Here is a 20,249-nt window from a genome sequence, read left to right on the forward strand (position 1 = left end):
CGAGGCGGTCGCCCTTTGCGCGGAGCATAGGGTAGCCCGACCTAGCAGATGTCGTCGAGATGCACAGGCGGCCCGCCCGATAGCCGCGTGATCGCGAGGCTCAATGACCATCGCGGCGCGGTCTCGACTGAAAGCATGGTGCGCCTGGCCAGTTCGGCAATGGCCGGCCCGGGCCGGTAGCCGGGCGGATGGCGCAGGATGATCCGCTCGACCCGGCCAAGCCCGGCGCTTCGCTGCAGCGCTCCGGCGCGGCCGTCCGTCCATTCGGAAGGGGGCCTGTCGCCGGGAGAGCGGAACACGAAGGGAACCGCCGGGTCATCGCTTTCGGTCGCGACGGCAATGGAGGCGCCGGCGGGCAGGAAGGGCGGCTCATAATCCCAGGTGTCGACCTCCATCGCTCCGTCCGCCGCGTCGCGCCAGGCGATGCCGACAGGGCAGACAGAGGCGTCGCCGGAGCCGCGCCGTATCAGCGCCGTGCGGGCCACGTGCGGATGCCGGTCTGCCGTGGCATCTTCGACCCGGAGGAGCTCGAGATAGGTATTCTCGAAGCAGTAGCAGACATTCGCGGTTCCCTGCCCTGGGTGGTTTCGCCGGAAAGAGGGTACAAGTCCCTCCATGTCCAGCCGCTGCTGCAACGCGGCGGGGTCGCGGGGGAAGACGAAGACGTGGTCGATCCGTGTCATCCGCCCATGCCGAGCGCGTCAATGAGGTCGGCCACGCGGGCATGCGCGGGCAGTTCCGCGGTCGCGTAACCCTCCTCTGCCTGGATGGCATCTGCCGCTTTCGTCGCGGCGGCGGCCTTGTCGTCATCGTGGCCTTTGAGACGGGCGGCCATTTCGCGGAGCAGCTTGATACGGATGATCGGCATGTCCGCCGCCTCGGCGTCCTGCAGAACGTCCTGCAGCTGCCGGACCGAGCCCTTGGCCTCGTTCCGGACCGCGCAGGCCACGGCGGCCCTGGCCTTGATCTGGGCGATCTGAAGCAGCGTCGCATCCGCGAGGGCCAGGAAGCCCTGCAACTCTTCCAGACCTTCCTCGAACGCGCCGGAGGCCAGCTTGAGCTCCGCCATATCCGCTTCGGCCCATGCCACGTAGGCCGGCGTGTCGGCGCGCTGCCCGATCTCCCGCGCGGCGGCATAGGCCTGCATGGCGGGCTCTGGCGCGTCGGAGAACACGCAGATATCGGCGAGCCCCCGCATGGCGATATAGCGATCCACCGGCCTGTTCGTCTCTGCCGCCGTTTCGGCTGCCAAGCGTATGTCGCGCCAAGCCGCTGCGCCGTCCCCCAGCGCCGCGTGGGCGCGTCCGGTGTGGAACTTCAGCATGACGTGCCGCGTCACCAGAAGACCGTCCTGCACGTGCCGGCGCTGATCCCAGGCCGTTTCGTGGGGGCGGATCGCCTGAAGGGCCGCGCGCATCCGGCCATGCAGCGCGTAGGTCTGGCACCGGGCGAGGACGGCCTCGGCCACGAGCCGGGCGTCTCCCATGCGGGAGGCCGCCGCTTCTGCCTTGCCGGCATATTCCAGGCCGGTCTGCGGCTGGCCATCGTCGGTGTGAATGTAGGCGCGGTGGATACAGACCTCGGCCAGTTTCCGGTCGTCGCCGAGCTGCCTTGCGATGGCTTCGGCCCTTTTCAGGCCTTCCACGGTGCGCGCCTTCTGGCCCAGCGGCCACAGCAGGGCCCGCCGCCAGGACAGGATGCCGGCTTCCTCGCGGAGGAGCTGGTCGCTTGGGGGAAGCTGTTCGATGGCCTGCAGGGCAAGGTCGGTCATGCGGTTTGCAAGCGCGTAGGCGGATCGCGTGGCCGCGTCTTTCGCGGCCCGCATCGCCAGGTCGAGCGCGCGGTCCGGCAGGTCGCCCCGAAGGGCGTGGCCGGCAAGAACGGTGTCATCCAGCCCGGACGTCTGCCCCGGGTCGTCGCGGAGGCGAACCACGCCCGCGTGAAGCGCCGTGCGCCGGCTGGCCGGTATGCCCTGGTAGGCGGCGTCCAGCACGAGGGCGTGCTTGAAGGCGTAGGACCGCTGCGGAAAGGTTCGAATGCGGTAGAGCAGGTCGGCATCGGCGAGGGTCGACAGGGCGGTTTCGTAGGCATCGGGGCGGAGGCCGCTGAGGCTTGCCAGCAGATCGTCCGTCGGGGCGGAGCCGAGGACCGCAGCAGCCTCGAGGGTCTGGCGAGCGGCGGCGGGCAGCGCGTCGATGCGGTAGGAGAGGATGCCGCGCAAAGCGATCGGTATCCCGGTGCTTGAGGTGTCTGGAATAGAGGAGGGCGGGGCCGCGTCGAACAGGTCCGGCGCCGCCGTGGCGGCCCGGGAGAGTTCCTCGAGAAACAGCGGCACGCCATCGCCGCGTTCGAGGATCGCGGTGCGGACGTTGCCGGGCAAGGCCGACCCTTCCAGAAGCGCCTCGGCTTCGTGACGGTCGAGGGGGCGCAGGGGCAGGCTTCGGACGGTTTCGTGCCCCAGCCAGCTTTCGGCCTTGCCGGGCCGCCGGGTGACGATCACCATCGGGCCCTCCACCCCCAGCGACAGGACCAGGCGCTCGACCAGGAGCTGCGCATCGTCGTCTGCCCAGTGCGTATCCTCGATCAGAAGCACGCTTTTCCGGTCGCAGAGCGCCGCGATGATCGTCAGGAGGGCATCGGCAAGGGATTGGAGCCTGCGGTTGCGCGACAGGTCGAGCCATGCCCGCTCTGGCCCGGCGAGCCCCAGCAGACCGGCGATGGGCGGCTGAAGCGTTTCGGCAAGCCCCGGGTCGCCCAGCCGTTCGCGCAGAATGCCCGGCAATGCCGCGGCCGACGGCTCCGACTCCATGCGCAGCAGGGCCCGCACCATGTCGCGGAAGCAGGCGATGCCGCCGCCCGCCTCGCCGCGCCCGAACTGGACGCGCATCAGAGTTGTCGGCTCGTACTGCCTGATGAACTCGTGGGCGAGGCGCGACTTGCCGATCCCGGCTTCGCCCATGATGGCCACGACGCGCGGGCCGTGATGGTCCGCGACCTCGGCCAGCGCCGAGAGTTCGCGCGCCCGCCCGCCGAACCGGCTGAGCCCGCGGGCCACACGGATATCGAAGCCGCTGCGCGCGGAGGTTTCGCGTTCGAGCCGCCAGGAGGGTGCGCCGTCGGGGCCCGGGGCCGGCGCGACATCGGAAAAGACGAACGCCCCCCGGCAGGCGGCCTCGACCTCCGGGGCGACGCGGACCTCGCCGGGTTGGGCCATGTCGGCGAGGGACTGCGCCACGTGCGCGAGCGGGTAGGTCGCCGATTGCGGGCCGACCAGCCCGGTGCCGGCGTTGATGCCGACGGCGCAGTCCTGCCGGGCGATCTCGAAACCGGCGAGCGCGGCGGAGAGGGCGGGGCTTTCGTCGGGGCGATGTGCGCCGAAGACGGCCGAGAGCTGGTGTCCGGCCCGGCCGATGATCTCTCCGCCCTCGCGCGCGACCGCGACCTCGATGTCTCGAATGGCCTTCTGGCTTCCGGCTTCGGCGTTTTCCGGATCGGGGTCGCGCAGGGCCGCGCGCAGCCGCTCTGAGCGGATGTGGATCACCGCGAGGTTGCGCAAGTGGGTGATGAAAGGGCTGCCGGGCGGGGGCGGCATTGGTTTCGCGCCCGTCTCCGGTTCGGCAGGGGCCGTGTCGTCCGGGCGGGTCTGCGGCGTGCGGGGGGGGGCCGACTCCTTTTCGCGTGCGGCGCGGATGGCCTGGTAGAGCGCGGTGGTCTGGTCTTCCACGGAAACGGAAAGGTCGTCACGGATCCTCTGGCTGATCTGGCGAAAGGCGGCAAGGCCCGCATTGCGCCGGCCTTGTCGCCAGAGCGCTGTCATCAGGTCCCGCAGCGCCGCCTCGTCGTAGGGTTCCACGGCAAGGCGGGCCCGCGCATGACCTTCCAGGTCGACGAATCGCCGCTCCGAAAGCGCCGTCGCCGCCGCGGCCTCGTGCCAGTCGCACAGGCGGCGGCGCAGTTCGGCGCGGGCCGTGTCGATCAGGTCTTCGATCTCGGGCTCGAAGCCCGAAAGCCCGTCGAGCGGAAGGCCGCTCGGGATGTCGGCCGCCGGGGCATCTTTGGCGTCGAGCGCATCCGCGTCGAGCACCACCGCAGCGCGCCTTAGCTTGACCCAGCCCGTCGTGGTCTCGATTGCCCCGGAATGTTCCGTGCCGAGCGCCCCGCGCAGCCGGAACAACGCCTGCCTAAGCGACGCCCGCGCCTGTGCGTCTTCCTGCTCGGGCCAGAGCAGCGCGGCGAGGTGGGACCGGCTGAACGCCTTTTCGGGCGAGAGTGCGAGAAGCGCCAGTATCAGTTCGACGCGGCGTGTCGGCATCCGGACGGGCACGTCGTGGATGCGGGCCTCGAACACGCCGAAAAGGTTGATCCTGAGTTCCTGCATGACCAGAGCCTATCACGCGGAGGTCGCCGGTTGGATCGGGTCCCTGAGCCGGGCCATGATCAGCGCGTCGCGATAGGCGCCGTCGACCACCACGAACCGTCGCAGGCGCCCCTCGACCTCGAAGCCGAAACGCTCGTAGAGCCGGATGGCGGCGTCGTTGCCCTCCCAGACATAGAGTTGCAGGCGTGTCAATTGCAGCCAGCGGTCGGACAGGTCGACCAGGGCCTCCAGCAGCGCGGGGCCCACGCCACGCCCGCGAAAATCCGGGTGGGTGGCGACCATGTCGACCTCTGCGCCGTGCCGCTGGCGGGGCCTGTCGGGCCAAGTCTCGAGCTCGGCATATCCGGCAACCGCGCCATCGATCTCGGCGACGAGCTTCACCTTATGGGGATCGTCGGCAATGCGCGCGGCGACCTGTGTGTCGGCGTGGAACGGCAGGCGCTGGGTTCCGAGGTTCACGTGGCGGGCATTGAGAATTTCCAGAACGGCATCGTGGTCGCTTGCACGCACATGCCGGATTCTCGGCGCGGCGCCGGTGCCGGGTGTCTGTTCATTTGCCATGGCCGAACCTTCTAGCTGGGGACAAAGCCGCTGCGTCGCACCGATTTATTGGCGCCTGCGCGTGAACCGGTAAAGCGTTTAATTCCCGCGGCCATCCGTTTTGACGCAGTTGTAACGCTTCGAAAACGCGAGGGGTCACGCGCATGGCCGACAGAGGGGTCGTCAACAAACAGAGAGACGATCCATGCGATTCCTTTTCAACCCGTTCCGGCACAGGAACAACGTCATCCTGCCGTTCAGCCCGCACCTGAGACGCGATATCGGGCTGTCCGAAATCGACCGATCCGACTGGCTGATCGGCCGTCAGATCTCTTCGGTGCGAGGGTGGTTGTAATGCTTGCCCTTCATCGCAATCGCCTGCCGCAGGCCGACGGCACGCCGCTGCTCACCGTTTCCGGCCTCGAGACGACGCTTATCTTCCTCGATGGGCTGGACCTGCCGTGCTTCGCCTCCTACCCGCTGCTCGACACCGTCGAGGGGCGCCGGACGCTGCGCGCCTATTTCGAACGGCACCTCGCCATCGCGGCGGATCACAACAGTGGTTTCCTGCTGGAATCGCCGACCTGGCGGGCCAGCCGGGATTGGGGGGCGCAACTGGGCCACGGTCCGGCTGACCTCGAACGGCTGAACAAGGCTGCCATTGCGCTGCTGGCCGAGATCCGGCGCGATGCGGGGGCCGTGGCCCCGATCGTCATCTCCGGCAATATCGGCCCGCGCGGCGACGGCTACCAGCCCGACACCGCGATGTCGGCGGACGAGGCCCAGGCCTTTCACGCCGAACAGATCGGGTGGTTCGCCGAGACCGCGGCCGACCTCGTGACCGCGGTCACGATCTGCACCGTGAACGAGGGCGCCGGGATCATCCGCGCCGCTGCGGCCGCCGAGATGCCGGTGGTTCTGTCCTATACGACCGAAACCGACGGCCGGTTGCCCGACGGCACCCCGCTGGGCGACGCCTTCGAGCAGACCGACATGATGACCGCCGGGGCCGCCGCCTATTACATGATCAACTGCGCCCATCCCGATCACTTCCGGGCCGCGCTCGAGACCGATGCGGCCTGGCTCAAGCGGGTCTGGGGCGTGCGCGCCAATGCCTCGCGGCTCAGCCATGCCGAGCTTGACGAGGCCGAGGAGCTTGATGCCGGCAACCCGGCGGAACTTGGGCGCGACTATGCCCAGCTCAAGCGCGTGCTGCCCAACCTGCGGGTCTATGGTGGCTGCTGCGGTACCGATCATCGCCACATCGAGGCGATGGCCGATTGCTGCTTCCAGCATCAGATCGCCTGACCGCTCGGAGGAGGCAGGTGCGCCGGCCCGAACAGCCTTCGCACCTGCCTCAGGCGTCGGGGGCAGAGCAACCTTTCCATTCTTCGATAAAGAAAATCCCGAAAGACACACCTCATGAAACATACTTTTCTCTCGACAGTGGCGCTTGCCGTCCTTCCCAGCGCCGGCCTGGCGGACCAGGTCTTTACCCAGGACGTGATCATCGACAGCAACCTGCTTTGTGTCGGCACCGCCTGCGGCGACGGCGAAGACTCCATCCCGTCCGCGCGTGCCGGCCTCAAGGTAAAGGATATCAACGGCGCCATTCGCTTCGAGGACACGACTGTCGCTGATAACTTCCCCAAGCGCAGCTGGCAGCTTTCGGCCAATGAAGAGGGATCCGAGGGCCAGGAGGCGTTTTTCCTGACCGACCTCACGGAGGGAACGACCCCGCTATGGGTGTCGGGCGCGGCACCGTCCAATGCCCTCTATATCAAGGATAACGGTTCCATCGGGCTCAATACCGGCATTCCGCAAGCCGACTTTCATCTCGTTTCGAACTTCAATGCCGCCAGGGTCCGGCTGGAAGAGCGGCACGGAACGCCCGGGCGCTGGGATCTGGTCGCAGGCAGCAGTGCGTTCGCCGTGATCAACGGCGATACTTCTCAAACGCCCTTCCGGATCCAGTACCAGGCGCCCAGCAGGTTGCTCGAGCTTGCGGCGAACGGCAACGTGGGGATCGGCACGGGCACCCCGCAGGCACCGCTCGAGATCAGCGATGACGAGACGTTCAGCTTCTTCCGCATCACCGCCACGGACGCGCCCATCAACCAGTCTGCCGACGTCGTCTTTACCGAAGGTCCCCTCCGCACCGGCGAGTTCCGATACAATATCGTCGACGGCGACGGGCCGGAAATGCGCCTGAACGCCGATGGCGACATGGTGTTGACGGGGACGCTGACAACGGCCGGGCCGACCTGTGCCGCGGGCTGCGATGCCGTGTTCGAACCGGATTACGACCGGCTGTCTATTACCGAGCACGCGTCGGAGATGTGGGAAAAGGGATACCTGCCCGCAGTGGGCCCCACCAGGCCCGGCGCGCCGTTGAACGTTGCGGAGAAGCTGGGCGCCGTCCTGAACGAGCTGGAACATGCGCATATCTACATCGAGCAAGTGCACGAGGATCTTGTCGACCAGCGGGCGCGCCTCGACCGGCAGGACAGGCTGATCTCCTCGCTTCTGCAGCGGTTGGAGACGGTCGAGCAAATGTAAGGCCCGGGCGGCGGCCCCGGGGCGGGGCCATCCCGATCAGAACACCATTCGACAAAGGACATACCCATGACCTCTTACGCCGAACCTCTCGAACGGCGGCCGGATAAGGCCGGCGACACCCGCTCGATAGCGAACCACGACGCCATCCTCGGCACGCTGACCGCGGCCTTCGAGACCGATCCCCCCGTGCGGTGGATGTATCCGGACCGGGCCGACTACCTGACACATTTCCCGGCTTTCGCAACGGCCTTCGCCGGCCCGGCCATGTCCGATGACACGCTCGTCAGGGTCGAAGGCGGGGTTGCGTTGTGGATCGCGCCGGGGGCCGAGCCCGACGAGGCCGCGCTCGTCGAGGTCGTCGAGCGCTCGATCCCCGGGCCGCGACAGGAGGAGGTCTTCGCCGTGTTCGAGGCGATGGGCAACGTCCACCCGCGTGAGCCGCACTGGTACCTGCCGATGATCGGTGTCCGGCCTGACCGGCAGGGCAGAGGCCTGGGCGGTGCGATGCTGCGGCCCGTTCTGGCGCGGTGCGATGCCGAGGATATTCCCGCCTATCTCGAGGCGACGACGGAACGCAATCGCGCCCTATACGCCCGTCACGGTTTCCAACTGACCGCAACGATCGAGGTCGCGGGCTGCCCGCCGCTCTACGCGATGCTGCGACAGCCGGCGCGCATCGCGGCGACACCCGTTTGAACACCACGATGGAGGGGAACCAATGATCCGGAGCACGTTCGACATTCGATGGGCAAGGCCCGTTGACGCAGCCGAAATCGCGCGGCTCTTCCTGATGTCGTCGGATGGTCTGGCGGCCTATATCTGGAGCCGGCACGCGCGGGAGGACGAACCGGTCGAAGCGGTCGGCGCGGCCCGCTATGCCCGGACGGGTGCGGCCTTTTCCTACGAGAACTGCCTGTTGGCGACACGCGGCGACGAGGTGCTGGGGATGGTCCACGCCTTCGAGATGCCGGAACCGGAAAACGAGGCCGCGGCGCCCGACAGAGTGCTGGCGCCCTATGCGGAGCTCGAGGATCCGGGGTCGCTTTATATCTCGGGGCTGGCCGTTCACGCGCCTTTCCGTGAGCATGGCGTCGGCGGCACGCTCCTCGATTACGTCGAGGCGCTGGCACTCACCCGGGCGCTGCCGCGGCTGTCGCTGATCTGTTTCGAGCAGAATGCCTTGGCGCGGGACTTCTACCTTCGTCGCGGCTTCAACGTGGCGGACCGCCGTCCGCTCGTTCCCCATCCCTGCCTTCATTACACGAAGGGGGACGCGCTGTTGATGGTGCGGCCCTTGATGGAGGCACCGCACACGCCCGAAACCCGCCTGCCTGATGCCGCCGTCGCGAATACAGATTGAACCGTAGAAGCAAGAGGATACGCAAATGACGTCCATCGAAACCACCGCGGCCGACATGACCGCCGACCTGCGCAACATCCGTCGATACGCCGCGTTCTCGGAGGGGGACCGGGGCGGCAACCCGGCCGGCGTGATGATCGCGGAGGAGCTGCCCGCAGCCGACGAGATGCAGCGGATCGCGGCGAAGGTCGGCTATTCCGAGACCGTCTTTGCCGCGCGCGAGGCGGATGGCCATTGGCGGGTGCGCTACTTTTCCCCCGAGGCCGAAGTTCCGTTCTGCGGCCATGCCACCATCGCGCTCGGTGCGGCTCTGGCGGAAACGGTTGGCGCCGGTGTCTTTCCGCTGCGGTTGAACAGTGCCCAAATCACCGTCGAGGCGTCGTCGGACGACACCGGGACGCAGGCGGCGCTTCAATCGCCTCCCACGCGCAGCCGGCCCGCCGCGGAGGACCTCGTGGCCGAGACGCTGTCGCTCCTGTCGATGGGGCACGACGATCTCGACCCGCGCATTCCGCCCGCCGTCGCGGAAGCGGGGGCGACCCACCTGGTGCTCGCGTTGATGACACGCGAGAGGCTGGCGGCAATGTCCTACGATTTCGAGCGCGGGAAAGACCTCATGCTCGCTTGGGAACTGGGCACGATCTGCCTCGTACACGCCGCCTCGAGGGCGGAATTCAACGCACGGAACATCTTCGCCTCGCACGGGGTCTACGAGGATCCGGCCACCGGGGCCGCGGCGGCGGCCTTTGCCGGGTACCTGCGCGATCTCGGATGGCCTCACCAGGGCGAGGTCGCGATCCGGCAGGGCGAAGACATGGGAGCTCCGTCCCGCATCACGGTCGGTATCCCGTCTGCCGCGGGGTCGTCGATACGCGTGTCGGGCCGGGCCCGGTCGATCGGGGCCGAGCCGGGCGGCAGACCGTGACCCGGAGACGCCCCACCGCCCTCGGGGGCTCGGGATTTCCCCAGCGCCCCGGTCAGGACTTTGGAAAGACCACGGTGGGTATCGTCGGGTTCGGAGCGTTCGGCCGGCTGATCGCCAGGCACCTCGCCGCGCATTTCGACCTCATGGCATACGATCCTGCACCGGGTTTTCGCGAAAGTGCGGTCAGCCTCGGCGTCACCCCCGTAGACCTCGAGACAGCGGCGCGGTGCGATGTCGTGGTCCTCGCGGCGCCTGTATCGTCCCTTGAACGGGTCGTTCGCGATATCGCCCCTTTCTGCCGGCCCGGTGCGCTCGTGATCGACGTGGCTTCGGTCAAGGTCTGGCCCGTCGCGGTGATGCGGGACACTCTTCCCGTACACGTCCGGATCATTGCGACGCACCCCCTGTTCGGCCCCGAAAGCGCTGGAGACGGCATTGCTGGGCTGAAAATCGCGGTGTGTCCCGTTCGCGGCCCCTGCCAGTGTCTCCTGTCTTTCCTGCGTGAGCGATTGCAGCTCGAGGTGATCGAGACAACGCCCGAGGCCCACGACAGGGAGGCGGCCACGGTCCAGGGGCTGACCCATTTCATCGCGAAGCTGTTGTCGGAGATGGGCCCCATGCCGACACGGTTGACGACCGCCAGCTTCGATCTTCTGGTACAGGCCATCGCGATGGTTCAGGAGGATTCGCCAGAGGTGTTCCAAGCGATTGAAACGATGAACCCTTACGCGCAAGGCGTTCGGCGCGAGTTCCTCGAACGTGCCGTGCAGCTCGATCGCTCCCTTTGCACCGGGACCAACCTGGCCGAGGATCGCCCCGGCCCGGCGGAAGACGGCGACGCGTGCCTTCAAGGCCGTGCCGTGCCGGACCGCTCTCGGCAACCTCTGCAAAATCAACGAAAGGATTCCGTGACATGACCCCCCGACGCCTTCAACTATGCCTCGCCGCCATTTTCCTGCTCCTCGGGATGTGGTGCCTTCTGTTCCCGGCCATGGTTGTGCGCGTCACCTTCCGGCCTGACCTGGCGACGGCCACCGAACAGGCGCGATTCCTTATGGGCTGCTTCGGCGCGCAGGCGGTGCTCTGCGGCACGATCATCGCGACGGCACGCTTCACGCCGATGACCTTCCTTACCTTCGGGCTTGTCGGCTCGGTTCCCTTCTTCGTCTTCAACATCTGGTTCTGGCTCGTCGAACCGGTGCTGAATTCGTGGATGCTGCTGGACCTCGCCGGCAATGTGGGGATCCTCGTGACCGGGGTCAGGGGGTGGCGCCTTTCCCGAAAGGAACAGGCGGCGGGCGCTGGGTGAAGGTCGCCCTTCGGCGCGGCCATCGAACGACGGCCCGGAACGACCCGCCTGGCCGGTATTCGCGTCGGAGCGTCGTTTCGTCAGCCAGGTGCATTTGATAAATGTGGATTGCATCGCGCTGTCATTGGTGCAGAGGGTGACACGGGCCGGCTCTCCCGGCTTTCAGATTTTCAATCGCCAACCGGAAAGTTATTGTGTCGCCGTGATTAAAAGCCTTCTGCCCTTGACTGCTCTCCTGATGGGCTCGGCGTTCCTCGTGTTCGCCGGGGGTGTCAATGGTCTGATCCTGCCGATCCGTGGCGAGGCGGAGGGGTTCACGGCGGCCTCACTGGGTTTGCTTGGCACAGGGTGGGCTGTCGGCTACGTGGCCGGGTGCCTGCGCACTCCCGTACTTGTTGCACGGGTCGGGCACATTCGGGCCTTTGGCGCGATGTGTTCGATTGCCGCGATCGCCGTGCTCCTGTCGCTGCTGCTTATCACGCCGTGGGTCTGGATTCCGGTCAGGGCATTGTCCGGCTTCTGCTTTGCGGGCGCGGCGATGATCGTGGAAAGCTGGCTGAATGAACGGTCAGACGCCAAGTCGCGCGGGCGCGTGTTCGGCATTTACACGATGGTCAACCTGGCGGCCACGACCGCCGGACAGATGGTGCTTACACTCGGCGATGCCACCGGTTTCCTGTTCTTCGTTCTCGCCGCGATGGTCTACTGCATGGCGCTGCTGCCTACCGCAATCAGCGCCACCACCACGCCCCGGCCACTGACAAAGGTCTCGCTTGACCTGCGAAAGCTCTGGCGAAACTCCCCAATCGCCGTGTTCGCCGTATTGATGGTCGGCGTTTCCAATGCGTCCTTCGGCACGTTGGCGGCGGTGTACGGGGCGCGTATCGGGTTGTCGCTTGCCGACATCGCGCTCTTTGCAAGCCTCCCGATATTGGCGGGTGCGGCGAGCCAGATCCCCGTCGGTATCGCGTCCGACCGGTTTGATCGCCGCAAGGTGCTGATTGCCGTCGCGGTGGTCGCCATCTTAACGGACTCGCTGTTTCTCTTCACGGGGCCGAGGCAACCGGGTGTCGTGCTTGCGCTTGCCGGGATGTTCGGGGCAACGGTGTTTGCGATGTATCCCCTGATCGTCGCCCATGCCAACGATCACGCTGAACCCGGGGCATTCATTCAGGTAAGCGGTGGGCTGTTGCTTGTCTACGGGATCGGTTCGATCTTCGGTCCGACGATGGCAGGGTTCGCGATGACGTCCTTTGATGAGACGATGCTCTTCGCCGTCACAGGCGGGGCGCATGTGTTGCTCGTGCTGTTCGCACTCCTCCGGCTGCGTATCGCGCCTGCTGTTTCATCCGCCGACAAGGTCGTGTTCCAGGCAAAACCGCTCGCCCGCGCCTCGACCCCCGAAACGGTGGCCCTTGCCGCAAACCAAGCCGTCCTCGATGCAGAACAGCCGCAAACGCGTTCGAAAGATCATGAACGTCTGCAAGAGGGCAGAGAGTGAGCGTGGTCGCCTAGGTCGCGTGGCGGATGCCGCTTCCCGCCGTGTCGATTGTCTTGCGTAAGGTCCATTGTTCAAATCTTCCGCGCCCCCCGTGCCAGAGGGGAGAACGTGCTGGCCAAGCCCGAAAGAGCTTCCCCCGCGGGAGCCGGGGGAAGCTTGGCAGGCAAAGCCCGCGCCTCGTCAAGCGGACTGCAGGAAATTCAGGATGTCCGCATTGATGGTTTCGGCCATCGTCGCCGCCATGCCATGAGAGGCGCCGTCATAGATCTTGAGTGTCGCGTTGGGCATGATTTCGACCGTCCTCGCGGCAGAGGCGTCGATGGGCACGACCTGGTCGTCGCTGCCATGCATCACCAGGGTCGGCAGAGGGATCGCCTTGAGGTCCTCGGTGAAGTCGGTTTCCGAGAAGGCCTTGATGCAGTCGTAATGCGCCTTGGCGCTGCCCTGCATCCCCTGACGCCACCAGTTGCGGATCAGGCCCTCGCTGACCTGTGTGCCGGGCCGGTTGAAGCCGTAGAACGGGCCCGATGCTACGTCGAGGTAGAACTGCGGCCGGTTCGCGACAAGCGCCTCGCGGAAGCCGTCGAACACCTCGAGCGGCGTGCCATCAGGGTTGCTGTCCTTCTTCACCATCACCGGCGGCACGGCGCCGATCAGGACCAGTTTCGAGACGCGCCCGGGCTTGGCGCGGGCGGCGTAATGCACGACCTCGCCACCACCGGTGGAATGGCCCACATGCACGGCCGCCTTAAGGTCCAGCGCGTCGGCCAGGGCGATGACATCGGCGGCGTAGGTGTCCATTTCGTTGCCGGTTTCCGTCTGGTCCGAGCGGCCGTGGCCGCGCCGGTCGAAGGCGATGACCCGGAAACCCTTGCCGAGGAAATAGAGCATCTGGGTGTCCCATTCGTCGGCCGTCAGGGGCCAGCCGTGGTGGAACACGATGGGTTGCGCATCGCGCGGGCCCCAATCGCGGTAAAAGATCCGTGTGCCGTCATTGGCGGAAATATAGGTCATGGTCTGTGGTCCTTTGATGGAGGGGGATGTTTCGGCCCGCAGGCCGGAGGCGGTCAGGAAAGGCGTCGATGCCGCGAACAGCAGGCCCGCGCCACCGGCAAGCGCAGTGCGCCGGGTCATGGGGGCATGTTCAGGTGCGGTCACGGCGTCGCTCCGTCACGATGGTTTCGCATGGATCGGAGCCGGGCATGGTGCAGGCCCGATCCGTGCGCATTTGAATGCTGGAAAAGCTGTCCACGTTGACGATGCAGGCGGCGACGAAAAACGCCGCGACCGAGATGAGGACGAGGATGACACTCCACGAGAATATGGCGGCCCCGCTTGTGTGGTACATGGTCTGGCTCCTTTGCCGGGGTTAAATTCCCGGCGTGACGTTTCCGGGTGAACAGGTTGCAGGTTCATGCGGCGAGGCCGGCCCCGCCGCATGAGCATTCGCCGTCAGTTGTTGCCGGCCGAACGGGCGGCCTCGTCGATCACGTCGGCGACTTCACCCGGTTTGGTCAGGAAGACGACGTGACTGCCGGACACTTCGACCGACACGGCGCCGATCCGGTCGGCGGTGTGGCGCAGAAGTTTCGGATCGATGGCCTTGTCCTCGGTCGCGATGACGGCCCAGCTCGGCTTGTCCTTCCATGCGGCGTGTTTCACCGGCGTTCCGAAGATATCCATGTTGATGGGCACCTGGCTGTCGCGGAGAAAGGCCGCGTCCGCATCGGAGGTGTCGCCGGCAAAGCCGGTCTTGAATTCGTCGAGATTGACGAAGCCGAAGCCGTCCTCGCCGGTTTCGATGATGAACTCGGGCGGGGCGGGGATGTCGGCGAACTGGCCGCCCGTGGTCTCGCCCACGTCGGGGGCCAGCGCGGAGACGTAGACGAGGCCCGCGACCTTGGGGTTGATGCCCGCCTCGGTGATGACCGTACCGCCGTAGGAATGCCCGACGAGGATCGAGGGGCCATCCTGACGGTCAAGGATGCGGTCAGTGGCGGCCACGTCATCTGCGAGGGAGGTCAGGGGGTTCTGGACGATGCTGACACGATAGCCGCGCGCGGTGAGGATGTCGTACACGCCGCGCCAGCCCGACCCGTCGGCGAAGGCGCCGTGAACGAGGACGACGGATTTGACCGGCTGTTCGGGCGGGATCGTTTCCTGTGCGCTTGCACTGGCGGTGAAGGTCGCGGCGGCGGCAGCAGCGGCGACGGCAGTCCTGAGTTTCTTGGACATATGAGGTTCCTAAGCTTGATATTGAGAGAGGTTCTTAAAGGCCGTGGGAGGGCGGCTTTCCGGATTAATTTCTGGATTCCACCCCGGTCGCGGGCGTCGGCATGGTAGCGTTTTGCCGCTGACATGTGCTTTCAAGTTTGCCGTATGATTTGGCTCAAACTCTGCGTAGCGATCGGAATTCGGTATGAAGAATGGCAAGGAATACGTCCGAGATGAAAGATTCCTTCATGTCCGGTTCTTCCGAATCGCGATCATCCGGGTAAGCGTCTGTGTGGTCTGCTCCTTTCGGTTCAATTGATGTGTGCCTGTAAATTATCCCTTTGACGCCGTTTATATAATCGGGATAAATTGGGATGTTGACTTGCGAAAATCGGGACAATGAAAAACTACAAGCTGACCGACTTCGATGCAGTGCTCGCGATCAGCCGCAGAGGATCGTTCCGGGCGGCGGCGCTCGATATGGGAATGTCGACGAGTGCGCTCAGCAACGCGATTTCGAAGCTGGAAGGGCAACTGGGCGTGCGCCTGTTCAATCGCACGACTCGCAGTGTCTCGCTGACCGAGGCGGGGCACAGGTTCGTCGATCAGGTCAGCCCGGCGGTGCGCGATATCCACCAGGCCCTGGACACGGTCCGGTCGCAACAGGAGACGCCGTCCGGCACCTTGCGTATCAACACCTTCGTCACCGCTGCGCAGGAGATACTTGCGCCGCTGATCCTCGAATTCCTGAAGCGGTTTCCCAAGGTACAGATCGATCTCGTGACGGAAGGCAACCTTGTGGACATCGTGGCGGACGGGTTCGATTTCGGGGTGCGCAGCAAGACCCTCGTGCCGTCGGACATGATTGCCATACCGCTTGGGCCCGCGCGGCGGCATGCCGTGGTGGCCGCGCCTTCCTATTTCGCGAACCGGGATGTGCCGCAGGTTCCGGCCGACCTGAAGGCGCATACCTGTATTCGCGTCCGCCTGCCGAACGGCGCCCTGTTTCGGTGGCAGTTCGAATCCGAAGGGCAGCCGGTGCATGTGGACGTGGACGGCCCGCTGACCCTGGACGAGGCCAGCCTGGCGCGCGCCGCGGTGCTGGATGGCGTTGGCATCGGGTATTTCATGGAGTCGAACGTGCGCGAGGATATCGCGGCGGGCCGACTGGTGCGGGTCCTTGAAGACTGGACACCGCCGATTGCGCCGCTCTGCCTGTATTACCCCAGTCGGCGCAACCCGCCAGCCGCGTTCAAGGTGTTCGTCGACCTTGCGCGCGAGTTGGCCCGAACGGCACGCTCGGGGTAAGAGCGGCCGGGCTATCGTCGGAATGGGGCGGTGCTGAAGGCCCGGGCCAGGTGGTCGATGAAGGCGCGAAGGGCCGATGACTTTGCGGTTTCGCGTGAGAATACGGCGTAGATGGTGCCCTCGACGGTGGAGACGTCCGGCAGCACGTGAACCAGCCGGCCGCTTGCGACATCCGGCAGGCAGGCGTGCTCGGGCAGCAGGGCCACGCCCAACCCCCTCATCGCGGCGTGGCGCAGGGTTGCGATGTCGCTGGTGACGAGCCGCGGAGAGACGGTGACGGTATGGGGCGCGCCGTCCGGGCCGAACAGGGTCCACACGTGGTTGTCGCCGGGCAGGGACAGGGTCGGAACCGTTTCCAGGTCCGCAGGCGACCGCAGGTCGCTTGTGCCGGCGAGCGACGAGGCGGCCACGAGGATCCCCCGCGAGCCGCCGAGGCGCCGCACGACGTGCGAGGCGCCGGCCTCGACCTGAGAGCGGGCGCGCAGCATGATGTCCACGTCGTCCCTGACGAGGTCGAGGGGGCCCGCCATCGCCACAAGCTCGATCCGGATTTTCGGGAGGTCGGTGAGGAAGTCGACAAGGACGTCATCGAGGAGATCGTCCAGCAGCCCCGGCGGACACCCGACGCGGAGACGGCCCGAGGGCCCGTCGCTGTCGCTGGCCGCGCGCCGTGCCGCATCGAACGCGTCGACCATCGTCTTGCTGTGGCCCGCCACGATGCGCCCGATCTCGGTGGGCCGCATGTTGCGCGTCGTCCGCTCCAGCAGGCGCACGCCGAGATCCTGCTCGAGCCGGGCGATGGCCTTGCTGAGCGTGCTTTTGGGAATGCAAAGGTCGCGGGCGGCGGCGGCGAAGGAGCCTTTCTCGATGACTTTTCGGAAGCGGGCCAGATCATCGAGGCTGGGCGTTTTCGACATGGGATTGTCCATCCGGGCAGACAGTGAAGCGCATTTCGACTCTATAGTGGCGGCGGACGGGCGCGCCTAGCTTTCCCCTCATCAATCAAAGGAGAGCGACATGACTGAACAGGAACCCGTCCGGCTGGCTATCGTCTATTACAGCAGTACCGGCAACACCTATACGATTGCACAGGAAATCGCCGCCGGCGCCGAAGCGCGCGGCGCCGAGGTCAGGATACGGCGGGTGGCGGAACTGGCCCCCGACGCGGCGATCGACGCGAACCCGGCGTGGAGGAAACACCTCGAGGCGACGCGCGAGGTTCCCGTGGCCACCCATGAGGACCTGGAATGGGCGGAGGGCTTCGTTTTCGGCACGCCGACACGGTTCGGGCTGCCGGCGGCGCAGTTGAAGCAGTTCCTGGACACCTGCGGCGGGCTGTGGATGAACGGCGCGTTGACGGACAAGGTCGTCAGTGCCTTCACCGGGGCCGGGAACGTTCATGGCGGACAGGAATCCACCCTGCTGGCGCTTCACAACGTGTTCTACCACTGGGGTGGGATCATGGTGCCGCCGGGATATACCGATCCGGCGATCCATGCGGCCGGCGGGAATCCCTACGGGACCAGCTTCACCGACGGGCAGGGCGCTGCGCTGCCCGAGGCGACTCTGCTTGCGGCAAGGCACCAGGGGGCGCGGACGGCCACCTGGGCGCAGGCGGCGCGATTGGTCAGGGCAGGGTGAGAGCAAAGGGGCGGTCCGGGGGGCGTGGCCCCCGGCCGCCCGGTCAGAAGGCGAGGGGCGCGTTGTCCTTGACTTCCTTCAGCACGAAAAAGGTGCGGATCTGGCGGACGCCCGGCAGGGTGATGAGTTTCCGGCTATGCAGCAGGTTGAACCCTTCCATGTCCCGCGTTCTGATCTTGAGCAGGTAGTCGAAATCCCCGGCGACAAGATTGCAGTCGAGCACCTCCTTCATGCCTTCGACGGCCTTTTCGAACTCGGAAAAGCTTTCCGGTGTGGACCTGTCCAGCACGACCCCCACCATCACGAGCGTTCCCAGCCCCACGCTCGCAGGCGCGATCTGGGCCCGGACGGAGGAGATGTACTTCTGTTCGATCAGGCGCTGGGTGCGGCGGTGGCATGTCGCGGCACTGACGTTCACCAGCCTCGCCAGATCGGAATTGGGCATGCGGGCGTCTTTCTGGAGCGCACGCAGGATGTTCCGGTCGATCCGGTCGAGGTCCGGGCTGACGGGATCTTCCGGCATTTGGGGCCCTTTCGCGGCTATCGGGCGATCTGACGCGCCTTTCCGATTTATCTAAGACACAGGTGAGGTGTGGAGGAAAGCGTGCTGTGGGTGCGTTGCCACGCCACGGGGAGTGGGCCCGGCGAACCGCCGACCGGTGCGGGCGGGATCCGTCCGATGCGGATGCGGCAGGTCATGCGGATCGAAGGCCCTGCCTCCGATCCGCGGCCCGCCTGGCTCAGGCCCCGGCGTCGACGAGCCGTTCGTCGCGGGCCAGACCGTGCTGCAGGCCGATCATGTCGGCCGCCCGCTCGCCGATCACCACGCAGGGGGCCATCGTGTTGCCGGTGGTGATGCGCGGCATGATCGAGGCATCGGCGATGCGCAGGTTGTCGATGCCGTGGACCTTGAGTTGAGGATCGACAACCGACACCTCGTCGCGTCCCATCCGGGCGGTGCAGGACTGGTGCCAATAGGTGACCGCCGAGTTGCGGATGAAATCGGCCAACGCCTTGCGATCCCGCCTGCCGGGCGCGACTTCCTGCCGGACGAGGGGTGTGAAGGACTGGTGGTTACCGAGCTCGCGGCACATCTCGACGGCGGCAAAGGCGGTCTCCAGGTCCTCGGGCTCGCTGAGGGCGTTGGGCTCGATCAGGAGCGGATCGTCGGCATTCGGCCCGGACAGCCGCAGGCGGCCCCGGCTTTTCGGCTGGGCCAGCCCGGCGAACATGGTCCAGCCATGCGGGGGCGTCTCGATCCCGGCTTCGGCGGGCGCGGGCACCGGGAATTCGAGCTGGCATTGCAGGATGTCCGGCTGTCGGAGGCGCGAGTCGCTCCGCCAATAGAGCGTCGCCTCGCATCCGCCGCCGCCGATGCCCTCGGGCTTGTGATAGGCCCAGGTGCAGCCGAAGGCGAGGTGGTCCTGGTGGTTGCGGCCGACGCCGGGAAGGTCGCGCACGATCGGGATGCCGTGGGCGGCGAGCTCTTCCCTGGGGCCGATGCCGGACTGCATCAGCACCTTTGGCGTCTGGATGGCGCCGAGCGACAGGATGGTCTCGCAGCGCGCCCGGATCTGCCGGGGCTTGCCGTCGAGCAGGAGTTCGACGCCGGTGGCGGAGGTGCCGTCCAGCAGGATGCGGGTGACCAGGGCGCCGGTCAGGACGGTCAGGTTGGGCTGGTGCATGACGCGGTGGGTGTAGGAGCGGAAGACCGACTGGCGCCGGCCGTCGCGGATGCGCAAGTCGGCGATGGCGGCGCCGCCGGGGCCTTCCATCATCGCCCCGTTCGGGCTGTCGAAGACCGGGATACCAATCTGGCCGGCGGCCTCGAGCATCGCACGGGCGACGGGCTGGGGCGAGGCGGGTTGTTCGACGTGGACGGGGCCGCCCGTGCCGCGCCGTTCGGCATCGGGGGTGCCGTGCCAGTCCTCGATGCGCCGGTAGTAGCCGAGGATGGACGTGTACCCCCAGCCGGGGTCGCCGGTTTCGGCGGCGAAGTGATCCCAGTCTTCCTTGTGACCACGGGCCCAGACCATGACATTGATGCTCGATCCGCCGCCCAGGCCCTTGCCCATGCTGAGCGGAAGCCTGCGACCGGCGAGGGCCGGGGCGGGTTGCCCCGAGAAGCCCCAGTCCCGCTCGGTTCCGAGGTTCAGGGGCCACATGGCGGGGTTGGTGACCGTGTCGGCCGTGTCGTCGCCACCGGCCTCCAGCAGCAGCACCGAGACATCCGGCTGTTCGGCCAGCCGGGCGGCGACGACCGAGCCGCTGGACCCGGCGCCGCAGACGATGAAATCGTATTCGGCGCGAAGGGCCCGGCGGAGGGCTTTCTGGTTGTCCGCAACGGCGCGGTCGTGCCGCGACTGGGTCGGATTGGTGTCCATGCAGGGATCTCCTTGGGGATGGCTGTGGTCTGGTCGAAAACGGTTCTGATCGCGATGACGTGGTTGTGGCGGGGCACCAGGAACAGGCCACCAGAGGTGGTTTCACCGTTCACCGGGATGGACGATGAAA

20 protein-coding genes are annotated in these 20,249 nt (G+C 66.6%); 11 read left to right on the top strand and 9 right to left on the bottom strand.

Features of this window, described 5'->3' with window-relative positions; genetic code table 11:
- Positions 1 to 41: 41 nt before the first annotated feature.
- Genes ACO07J_RS02390 through ACO07J_RS02400 form a run of 3 tightly spaced genes read right to left on the bottom strand, consistent with a single transcriptional unit; the run spans position 42 to position 4,939 of the window.
- On the bottom strand, positions 42 to 683 hold the full coding sequence (locus ACO07J_RS02390) for a VOC family protein (RefSeq protein ID WP_422025942.1): 642 nt from the start codon (positions 681 to 683) through the stop codon (positions 42 to 44).
- Positions 680 to 4,378: an AAA family ATPase gene (locus tag ACO07J_RS02395; protein ID WP_422025944.1), complete on the bottom strand. Its 3,699-nt coding sequence runs from the start codon at positions 4,376 to 4,378 to the stop codon at positions 680 to 682. The genes ACO07J_RS02390 and ACO07J_RS02395 overlap by 4 nt, the downstream gene beginning before the upstream one ends.
- Before the next feature lie 12 nt (positions 4,379 to 4,390).
- Complete coding sequence (locus tag ACO07J_RS02400; protein WP_422025946.1) at positions 4,391 to 4,939, bottom strand: GNAT family N-acetyltransferase; 549 nt, start codon at positions 4,937 to 4,939, stop codon at positions 4,391 to 4,393.
- A gap of 184 nt (positions 4,940 to 5,123) precedes the next feature.
- Here ACO07J_RS02400 and ACO07J_RS02405 point away from each other — a divergent pair, with 184 nt between their 5' ends.
- From ACO07J_RS02405 to ACO07J_RS02445, 9 genes are all read left to right on the top strand, one after another.
- Positions 5,124 to 5,273: a hypothetical protein gene (locus tag ACO07J_RS02405; protein WP_422025948.1), complete on the top strand. Its 150-nt coding sequence runs from the start codon at positions 5,124 to 5,126 to the stop codon at positions 5,271 to 5,273.
- On the top strand, positions 5,273 to 6,226 hold the full coding sequence (locus tag ACO07J_RS02410; RefSeq protein ID WP_422025950.1) for a homocysteine S-methyltransferase family protein: 954 nt from the start codon (positions 5,273 to 5,275) through the stop codon (positions 6,224 to 6,226). Before ACO07J_RS02405 ends, ACO07J_RS02410 begins: the two co-directional genes overlap by 1 nt.
- 114 nt (positions 6,227 to 6,340) lie before the next feature.
- Positions 6,341 to 7,477, top strand: coding sequence for a hypothetical protein (locus ACO07J_RS02415; protein WP_422025951.1), 1,137 nt, complete (start codon positions 6,341 to 6,343; stop codon positions 7,475 to 7,477).
- Positions 7,478 to 7,543: 66 nt separating this feature from the next.
- Positions 7,544 to 8,173, top strand: coding sequence for a GNAT family N-acetyltransferase (locus ACO07J_RS02420; RefSeq protein ID WP_422025953.1), 630 nt, complete (start codon positions 7,544 to 7,546; stop codon positions 8,171 to 8,173).
- 22 nt (positions 8,174 to 8,195) lie between these two features.
- Complete coding sequence (locus ACO07J_RS02425; protein ID WP_422025955.1) at positions 8,196 to 8,837, top strand: GNAT family N-acetyltransferase; 642 nt, start codon at positions 8,196 to 8,198, stop codon at positions 8,835 to 8,837.
- A gap of 25 nt (positions 8,838 to 8,862) precedes the next feature.
- Positions 8,863 to 9,762: a PhzF family phenazine biosynthesis protein gene (locus ACO07J_RS02430; RefSeq protein WP_422025957.1), complete on the top strand. Its 900-nt coding sequence runs from the start codon at positions 8,863 to 8,865 to the stop codon at positions 9,760 to 9,762.
- The gene (locus ACO07J_RS02435) at positions 9,759 to 10,679 is read left to right on the top strand and encodes a prephenate dehydrogenase/arogenate dehydrogenase family protein (RefSeq protein WP_422025959.1); all 921 of its coding nucleotides are present in this window, start codon (positions 9,759 to 9,761) and stop codon (positions 10,677 to 10,679) included. Before ACO07J_RS02430 ends, ACO07J_RS02435 begins: the two co-directional genes overlap by 4 nt.
- Positions 10,676 to 11,071 carry a hypothetical protein gene (locus tag ACO07J_RS02440; RefSeq protein ID WP_422025961.1) on the top strand — a complete coding sequence of 132 codons (396 nt, stop codon included), beginning with the start codon at positions 10,676 to 10,678 and terminating at the stop codon, positions 11,069 to 11,071. The genes ACO07J_RS02435 and ACO07J_RS02440 overlap by 4 nt, the downstream gene beginning before the upstream one ends.
- Positions 11,072 to 11,273: 202 nt before the next feature.
- Positions 11,274 to 12,572 (top strand): MFS transporter, encoded by a 1,299-nt coding sequence (locus ACO07J_RS02445; RefSeq protein WP_422026306.1) that lies wholly within the window; start codon positions 11,274 to 11,276, stop codon positions 12,570 to 12,572.
- A gap of 180 nt (positions 12,573 to 12,752) precedes the next feature.
- Here ACO07J_RS02445 and ACO07J_RS02450 read toward each other — a convergent pair whose 3' ends face one another.
- The 3 genes from ACO07J_RS02450 to ACO07J_RS02460 all read right to left on the bottom strand — a co-directional run bounded on the left by ACO07J_RS02450 (position 12,753) and on the right by ACO07J_RS02460 (position 14,807).
- Positions 12,753 to 13,586 carry an alpha/beta fold hydrolase gene (locus ACO07J_RS02450; RefSeq protein ID WP_422025963.1) on the bottom strand — a complete coding sequence of 278 codons (834 nt, stop codon included), beginning with the start codon at positions 13,584 to 13,586 and terminating at the stop codon, positions 12,753 to 12,755.
- Between the two features lie 130 nt (positions 13,587 to 13,716).
- On the bottom strand, positions 13,717 to 13,920 hold the full coding sequence (locus ACO07J_RS02455) for a hypothetical protein (RefSeq protein WP_422025965.1): 204 nt from the start codon (positions 13,918 to 13,920) through the stop codon (positions 13,717 to 13,719).
- 104 nt (positions 13,921 to 14,024) lie between these two features.
- On the bottom strand, positions 14,025 to 14,807 hold the full coding sequence (locus ACO07J_RS02460; RefSeq protein ID WP_422025966.1) for an alpha/beta fold hydrolase: 783 nt from the start codon (positions 14,805 to 14,807) through the stop codon (positions 14,025 to 14,027).
- A gap of 378 nt (positions 14,808 to 15,185) precedes the next feature.
- Between ACO07J_RS02460 and ACO07J_RS02465 the strand changes: the two genes are divergently transcribed.
- On the top strand, positions 15,186 to 16,094 hold the full coding sequence (locus tag ACO07J_RS02465) for a LysR substrate-binding domain-containing protein (protein ID WP_422025968.1): 909 nt from the start codon (positions 15,186 to 15,188) through the stop codon (positions 16,092 to 16,094).
- A gap of 11 nt (positions 16,095 to 16,105) precedes the next feature.
- On the opposite strand, the gene ACO07J_RS02470 is transcribed toward ACO07J_RS02465, so the two are convergent.
- Positions 16,106 to 17,011, bottom strand: coding sequence for a LysR family transcriptional regulator (locus tag ACO07J_RS02470; protein WP_422025970.1), 906 nt, complete (start codon positions 17,009 to 17,011; stop codon positions 16,106 to 16,108).
- A 100-nt stretch (positions 17,012 to 17,111) separates the two neighbouring features.
- Here ACO07J_RS02470 and wrbA point away from each other — a divergent pair, with 100 nt between their 5' ends.
- Positions 17,112 to 17,735 (top strand): NAD(P)H:quinone oxidoreductase, encoded by a 624-nt coding sequence (gene wrbA / locus ACO07J_RS02475; protein WP_422025972.1) that lies wholly within the window; start codon positions 17,112 to 17,114, stop codon positions 17,733 to 17,735.
- A gap of 43 nt (positions 17,736 to 17,778) precedes the next feature.
- On the opposite strand, the gene ACO07J_RS02480 is transcribed toward wrbA, so the two are convergent.
- Both ACO07J_RS02480 and ACO07J_RS02485 read right to left on the bottom strand, forming a co-directional pair.
- Positions 17,779 to 18,258, bottom strand: a complete 480-nt coding sequence (locus tag ACO07J_RS02480; protein WP_422025974.1) for an Lrp/AsnC family transcriptional regulator — start codon at positions 18,256 to 18,258, stop codon at positions 17,779 to 17,781.
- Between the two features lie 217 nt (positions 18,259 to 18,475).
- Positions 18,476 to 20,119 (bottom strand): GMC family oxidoreductase, encoded by a 1,644-nt coding sequence (locus ACO07J_RS02485; RefSeq protein ID WP_422025976.1) that lies wholly within the window; start codon positions 20,117 to 20,119, stop codon positions 18,476 to 18,478.
- Between the last annotated feature and the right edge of the window lie 130 nt (positions 20,120 to 20,249).

It is taken from the genome of Roseovarius sp. (genome assembly GCF_965228755.1).
GTDB lineage: Bacteria > Pseudomonadota > Alphaproteobacteria > Rhodobacterales > Rhodobacteraceae > Roseovarius.